This window comes from Desulfamplus magnetovallimortis, assembly GCF_900170035.1.
GTDB lineage: Bacteria > Desulfobacterota > Desulfobacteria > Desulfobacterales > Desulfobacteraceae > Desulfamplus > Desulfamplus magnetovallimortis.
In genome coordinates this window covers 142437-149101 of the sequence record NZ_LT828553.1, presented here as the reverse complement: position 1 = coordinate 149101, position 6665 = coordinate 142437, and the positions used below count along the sequence as shown (strand labels likewise).

At 44.8% G+C, this 6665-nt stretch carries 3 protein-coding genes; all 3 read right to left on the bottom strand.

The genetic code is table 11. The features are described 5' to 3' along the window. A partial coding sequence (locus MTBBW1_RS28575) for a beta-ketoacyl synthase N-terminal-like domain-containing protein (RefSeq protein WP_281255661.1) occupies positions 1-2177 on the bottom strand: 2177 nt, incomplete at its 3' end. A gap of 14 nt (positions 2178-2191) precedes the next feature. After that, positions 2192-3799, bottom strand: a complete 1608-nt coding sequence (locus tag MTBBW1_RS20035; protein WP_080806453.1) for a PfaD family polyunsaturated fatty acid/polyketide biosynthesis protein — start codon at positions 3797-3799, stop codon at positions 2192-2194. A 347-nt stretch (positions 3800-4146) separates the two neighbouring features. Next, a partial coding sequence (locus MTBBW1_RS28570; protein WP_186441548.1) for an InlB B-repeat-containing protein occupies positions 4147-6665 on the bottom strand: 2519 nt, incomplete at its 5' end.

Here is a 6665-nt window from a genome sequence, read left to right as displayed (position 1 = left end):
GCATAATTCGGGGTGATTCCCAGCAATGTCAGAAGCTTCAGAAGGGATGCACTCATGGCACCAATGGCGGGTTGTGCCCAGCGGGTTTCTATCAACTCCGCCATCCGGGCGGCCTTGTCGTTATCTTCAAATGCCGGAACAGGGAAAACCACCCGATGCAGTTTTTTGCCCTGAAAACATTGGCAATCCACAGAACGATCCCACACTTTTCTGGCTTCAGGGAATGCCATGGACACATCACTGCCCATGTTGATATATTGACTTCCCTGCCCGGGGAATATAAATGCGATATCCCTTGCGACATTCTCCCCTGTTCCGTAGTGGAAACGGTCGGGAACGGACAGAGATTTGTCAGGGTTCTTTGAGATCAATTCCATAGCCTTTCCAGCCGTGGCTTTGAAATTTGCTGCATCCGGAGCAAGAATGGCCAACCGCTTCGGTGCGCTGTGATCAAAATGAGCTATGCTTTGCATTGCCAATCTGGTATAGGGTTCCAGATCGAGTCTAAATAAAACCCCATCCACTTCGCACCTCAAACCCTCTATGTCAGGTGCGGAAAAGAGCAGTAACTGGGTTGGAAAATTCTCTATCTTTTCGGGTTTAACTCCGTTTCCCATGTACTCTTCCATTGCCACATGAAAGTTGCTGCCACCAAAACCAAATGAGCTGACACCGGCTTTTCGGGGATCTCCAATTTGGTGAATCCAGGGTCTTGAGACTGTATTCAAATAGAAGGGGGACATTTCGATCTCCATATCAGGGTGAGGTCTTGATACCTTGATCATGGGCGGAAAGATGTTATGATGAAGAGCCAATGCACTTTTGATCACCCCGGCGACCCCGGCAGCGCTTTTGGTATGGCCGATTTGAGATTTTACAGAACCCAGGGCACAGCACTGACGATCATCGGGCTTCAACCCATCAGTTTCATATTTATATTTATCAGAGTTCAACTCACCAGGCTTCAACGCATCGGACTCCAACTCATCTGCCTTTAACTCACAAGGCTTTGACTCACTGGACTCCAACTTGCCAGAGTTCAACGCATCGCTCTTCAACTTGCAGGAATCCAGCATTCCGTAGGCTTTGATAAGCCCCTGAAATTCGACACGGTCACCGGCCTGGGTGCCTGTACCATGGGCTTCGATCAACTCCACTTCTTTGAGACTGTAGCCGGCAGCTTCATAAGCATTCCGGATGGCAATGCTCTGTCCACGGGAGCTGGGTCCGTAAATGCTGTTGGATCTGCCGTCGGATGAGCATCCCACGCCCTTGATGACGGCGTAAATCTTGTCGCTGTCTCGCTCGGCATCTTCCAGCCTTCTCAGGGTGATCATGCCGATACCTTCGCCAAGAACGGTTCCGTCGCCATCTGCTGAAAATGGACGGCAATCACCGGCAATGGAGAGGGCATGGGTGCGCTCAAACGAGAAAAAAGAGGCCGGCATGTTGGAAGCATCCGCACCGCCGGCAAGAACCAGATCGGATTTTCTTAGAATCAGCTCTTGAATTGCCATATGGATGGCGCCGAGACTGCTGCCACAGGCTGCATCCACGGTGCAGTTCATTCCCCTGAAGTCAAAGCGGTTGGCAATCCTGCCGGCCACAATGTTGTTGAGATAGCCCGGAAAGATATCCTCATCCCAGGCATTGTACTGCTGGAATATTGTCTCACAGATTTCCTCTGCCTTGTTTTCAGGAATACCGTTTTGCTTCATGACATTCAGCCAGACTGGCTTCTGGATCTTCGCACCCATATGGGTTGCCAACTGGGTCGGCCCCGAGGAACCGAGGATCACACTGATCCTGTCTCGGTTGATTTTTTCATGGCTGAGGCTTACGGTATCCCTGATGGCCTCTTTTGCCACATGCAAGGATAACAGTTGAACCACATCCGTGGATTGAAGCAGCCTGGGAGGCAAACCAAATTCCACAGGGTCAAAATCAATCTCAGGAATGAAAGCCCCTCGGGTGCAGTGAATTTTGTCCTCTCTTCTGGTATTTTTTTCATGGTAATCTGCCATTGACCAGTGGGTGGAAGGTGTTTCAGTGATAAAATCTCTTCCTTCAAGGATATTTCTCCAGAAGGTCATGAGATCTTTTGCTCCCGGATAAAGCAGCCCGATTCCCACAATGGCAATGTCGATGGAAGGGTCTCTTTTATTTTGATTCTGCATGGATGGCTCAATCCTTATATTTTTACAGGCATGGGTCTGTATTCATATGAATTCAATCCCATGGGAATGCCTGAGTGTCGTATCTGGTTGATTCTTGTGATGGTGGCAGCCCCTTCAAGTAAGTTCAAAGCGATCTGGCTCACCGTGCGGTTTTCAATGGGTTCAAGAAAACTCCCTTTCACCCACTGGTTGAAGGCACCCATGGCAGGACCCGACCAGATCTGATAGTCCGCCAAACGACTTTTTTCTCCGGCAATGGGCCAGTGGCTGGAATTTCCAAGATACCAGCGGAATACCAGGGACATCTTGTATTTTGGATCTTTTTCGCTTCGCCGGATCTCGGATGCTTCCACCGTTTCAAAGTATCGCCTGGTCTCTTCCCAGACCTTTTCCAGGGGCATGTTGAAGATGTTTTTTTCCATGCTGCGTCTTCTCTTCAAAGGTATATCTTCCATGGAATCATACTTTTTGTAGGCCTCCAGCAGTTGATTTCCCCTGACGCTCATCATGGTGCCCCGTTTCAGCACCTGGACACGGGAACCGATTTCAAACATGTCGGCACTCGGTGTCATGGCAAAATCTGCAATGCCCGCCTTTGAGAGCATCTCTTTGGCTTCCTGTGAGGTACCGGCTTCCACCGAAGCCTGATGCACCGAGCCCACCACCACATAGGACGCCCCCATGGCAAAAGCTGCGGCAATGGATTCCGGCGTTCCATTCCCTCCAGCAGCTCCAAGTCTGATGGGGGTTTGATATTGAAAACGGGATTCAATTTCCTGTTTGAGTTTCAGAATCGAGGGAAAAAGGGAATTCAAAGGGCGGTTGTCGGTGTGTCCTCCGGAGTCACCTTCAACATCCATATCGCCGCATATGGGGATTTTCTGGCTCAACGCCGCTTCCTGACGGGAAATCCGGCCCTGTTCCAGCAGTGATTCGATGATCTCTGACGGTGCCGGAGAAAGAAATTGTCGTGCCACCTCCAGGCGAGAAATTTTTGCAAAGATATGATTCATTCTCTGAATTGTGCCATCATCACCCATGGATAAGCCCCTGCATGCATACCTGACAATACTCGGGGGGATATCCATGAACGCTGCGGTGGAAATCCGTTTCACGCCCAATTTCAGGTTCAGATCAATTATATCATTTTCAATCTGCGGGTTGCCCGGGGTATGGATCAAATTGGCTCCCCAGCTCAATCCCTTTGGATCAAGGCTTTCGGATATGTGTCGGATTTCGGATTCCAACCGTGACAGGTTCACGCCTCCGGAACCGAAAAATCCCAGCATCCCGTTTTCGGCTAGCGAGATGACCATCCGTGCCGAGGATATCCCTCTGGCCATGGCACCGCCAACATAAGGAAACCGGAGATTGTGAGATTTGGTGAACGCCATTCCGCCCAACCATTCGGGATAGACAGGTGGAAGGATGGCGGCCAGATTGTACCGGCGTGCATTCTCTTCTGCATGAAAGGAAATATCTGAAAAAAAAGCCGCACCAAACCTGTGGCTATCCAAATCGTAAACCAGGCAAATCTGCTTTCGGATATTCAACAGGAGATTTTCATATGTGCTGCTTCCCTCTACAGCGACATCGGTGCTTTGAATCCATATCGTTAGCATGAGGTTCTAACTATCTGTTCCTTTCTTATTCATAATTTTCATCTGATTAATACTAACGAACATTGAACTGTAGGGGCGGATTTCATATCCGCCCCTACAGTTTAAAATAAACGGACATAGCGGAAGTATCGCCACCCCCGAGCATGGAAATAATGTATCCATTTCCACGGTAAAAAAACTGGGGTTGGTTCTAATTTCGGTCAATGATAATTTTTGTGAAGCTGTCTGAATCAGGATACCCAGGATTAACAGGAGAAGTCAGGATTAACCAAGTATCTTGAACATCTTTTTTATCCTGGTTATCCTGATTCAGACAAATGGCCAAAATTAGAACCAACCCCAAAAAACTAATTTGTCATATTATGTGGAATTATAAAAATATTTTTAGCATCATATCTTCTTTGATCATTATCTATTATCATCTTTATCAACATAATTTGATCATCCACTATGGCTAATATGTAGCTGTTATCTTGAAAATTTAAAGTTTGAAATGCTGTAGTTGCTGGTATTTCTATATATGTTCCATTCTGGCTTTCAAAATAGATGGTTGTGTCTATACGAAATATATCAAAAGCTGCAAATAATTCATCAATATTTACCACATTTGCGCCTGCAAAATTTTTACAATCTACCTTTGCGCCCTCTTCAATGCTTAATGTATTTATACCACTTGAACCAAATACTTGGGTATAAGCACCATAAGGAATGGTAAAAGCAGGTGATGAGTCAGTTAAAATCAAATAACTATCAATAACAGATGGCATTTGACTGATATCTGTATCAACATAATTTTCACTATTGTTAAGTGCTGCAATAGCAGATGGTAAAAGGTTTATTTCCTGTTCTCCAAGAATTACTTTTTTGTCATAAATCGACAAGTCTGCCCTTCCATCGCTAAAATAGATAACTTGTGCTGTTGAGCTTGCCGGAACTTTGATTACAGTTCCCATAATTCCGACAAAATAAACAGTTGCACCAGAGCGATAGACCTTAAATTGAGATGATGACTCTTCCAAGACCACTTTGTTATTAGCAACAAAATAGTTACATGAAACCCTTGCACCTTTTTTTATTTTAATACTTTTTCCAACAGAGACTCCAAACATATTCATATTGGCATCAGTTGGAATGGTTAAAGCTGATAACGTACTGTCAGTTAAAGTAAGATAGCTATCAAACAATCCTGTTCCAGTTGTAAAACTATACTCATTTCCATAGATTGTACCAAGCTCGCTTGTTAGATAAGCTCGAACATAATATTTTGTGTTTGGCGAAAGTTTGGTCATTATACTCTTGAATTTGCCGTCACCTTCTCCTTCATCAGTTTTGTTGTCATCCATTTCTGGATTTGAAGATGTACTCCAGCAGACACCTTTAGCCATAATTGTGCTGCCACCTTCTGATATTACTGTTCCGCCACTTGTTGCTGATATATGGGTTATGCCACTGACCTGATCAGTTGTAATAGAAATCAAGTCTTCAGCTTCAGCTACAATGGCCACTGCAGATAAGAAATCTGTCTTTAGCTTTACGTTATTACCATCCAGTATGTATTCATTTGCCGTCCATGTCTGCAATTCATAGTCATATACCAACACAATAAAATCAGAACTATCAATAGCACCTGGAAGATTCTCTGGGTCAAATGGTATAATCATATCAATTTCTTGCGAACTTTTTGAACCTGCTTCTGAGAACACAACCCCATCAATCAGATAATAGTATGATGGAACCTGGGGCAGAGTTGCTGATGTCTCAAATCTATTCTTTTCCAGAAGTGAAACTTGAACTCCAGATCTGACATCTGATTTCTTTTCTTCAATATTAATATCCCAGGCTTGTTCATTCGCATAATTTATAATAGAAACAGGGGTTAAAATCATAGGATGGCTTGGATAGACAACATGTGGAGGAATTGTAATCACACAGCCGACGCCTTCATCATCAACAATGGTGATTGTCCCTGTAAGGTGACCTGAATTACCAAAAGATATAACAGAATTACTGCTTATTGTTACGCTCTCAAGAACACCATTATTAACAACTGCTCCAGCAACTTCACCGCCTGAAATTACAGCACTTTCAGAAATAGTAACAGTATATGAAGCATCAATAGTTCCATCTGGCGATGTTCCAGCAATAACACCAGTGTTAGTTACTGTCCCTTCTATTGTTCCACCAAAAACTTCACCAGAATTATCAGCGTTTCCGATTATTCCGCCTGCATTATCAAGTAAGGTATCTTGGGGAAACGTAACATTTTCCATTACACCATTATTAACAGAATCTCCGGCGACAACACCGCCATTTATAGTGCCGCTGTTATTTAAATCTGTCAATGTGCCGGAGTTTGTAACCGTAGCACCCGTCCCGACTGTTACATCTTCGTGTTCGCCGTTGTTGGTGACTGTGCCTGACGTTATAACCTGGGTGTCATTATTTATCGCAGGTGGTGCAATAACTGGTGGTATAACAACTGGTGGAGGTGGTGAAACATACAACCATTGGGCATATAAGGTGATATCAGCTGTAAAGGTGTAATCTGCTTTATTTGCGTAAGATATGCCTGAGCCATTGGCAGCCGTATTCCAACCGTTGAAGGTGTAATTTGTACGGGTGAAACTATTGCTGTTCAAGACTGTCGTGCTGTTGTAGTCCCCACTTTGGGGAATCATTGTTCCTGTGCCGCCGTTGGAGTCAAAAGTTATAGTATAAATATTAATTATCCATTGAGCATACAGGGTTATATTTTCGACAAATATATATTCTTCTTCATCTGCATAGGGTGTGCCTGAGCCGTCGGCAGCCGTATTCCAACCGTTGAAGGTGTAATTTGTACGAGTAAAGGCGTTGCTGGTCAAGG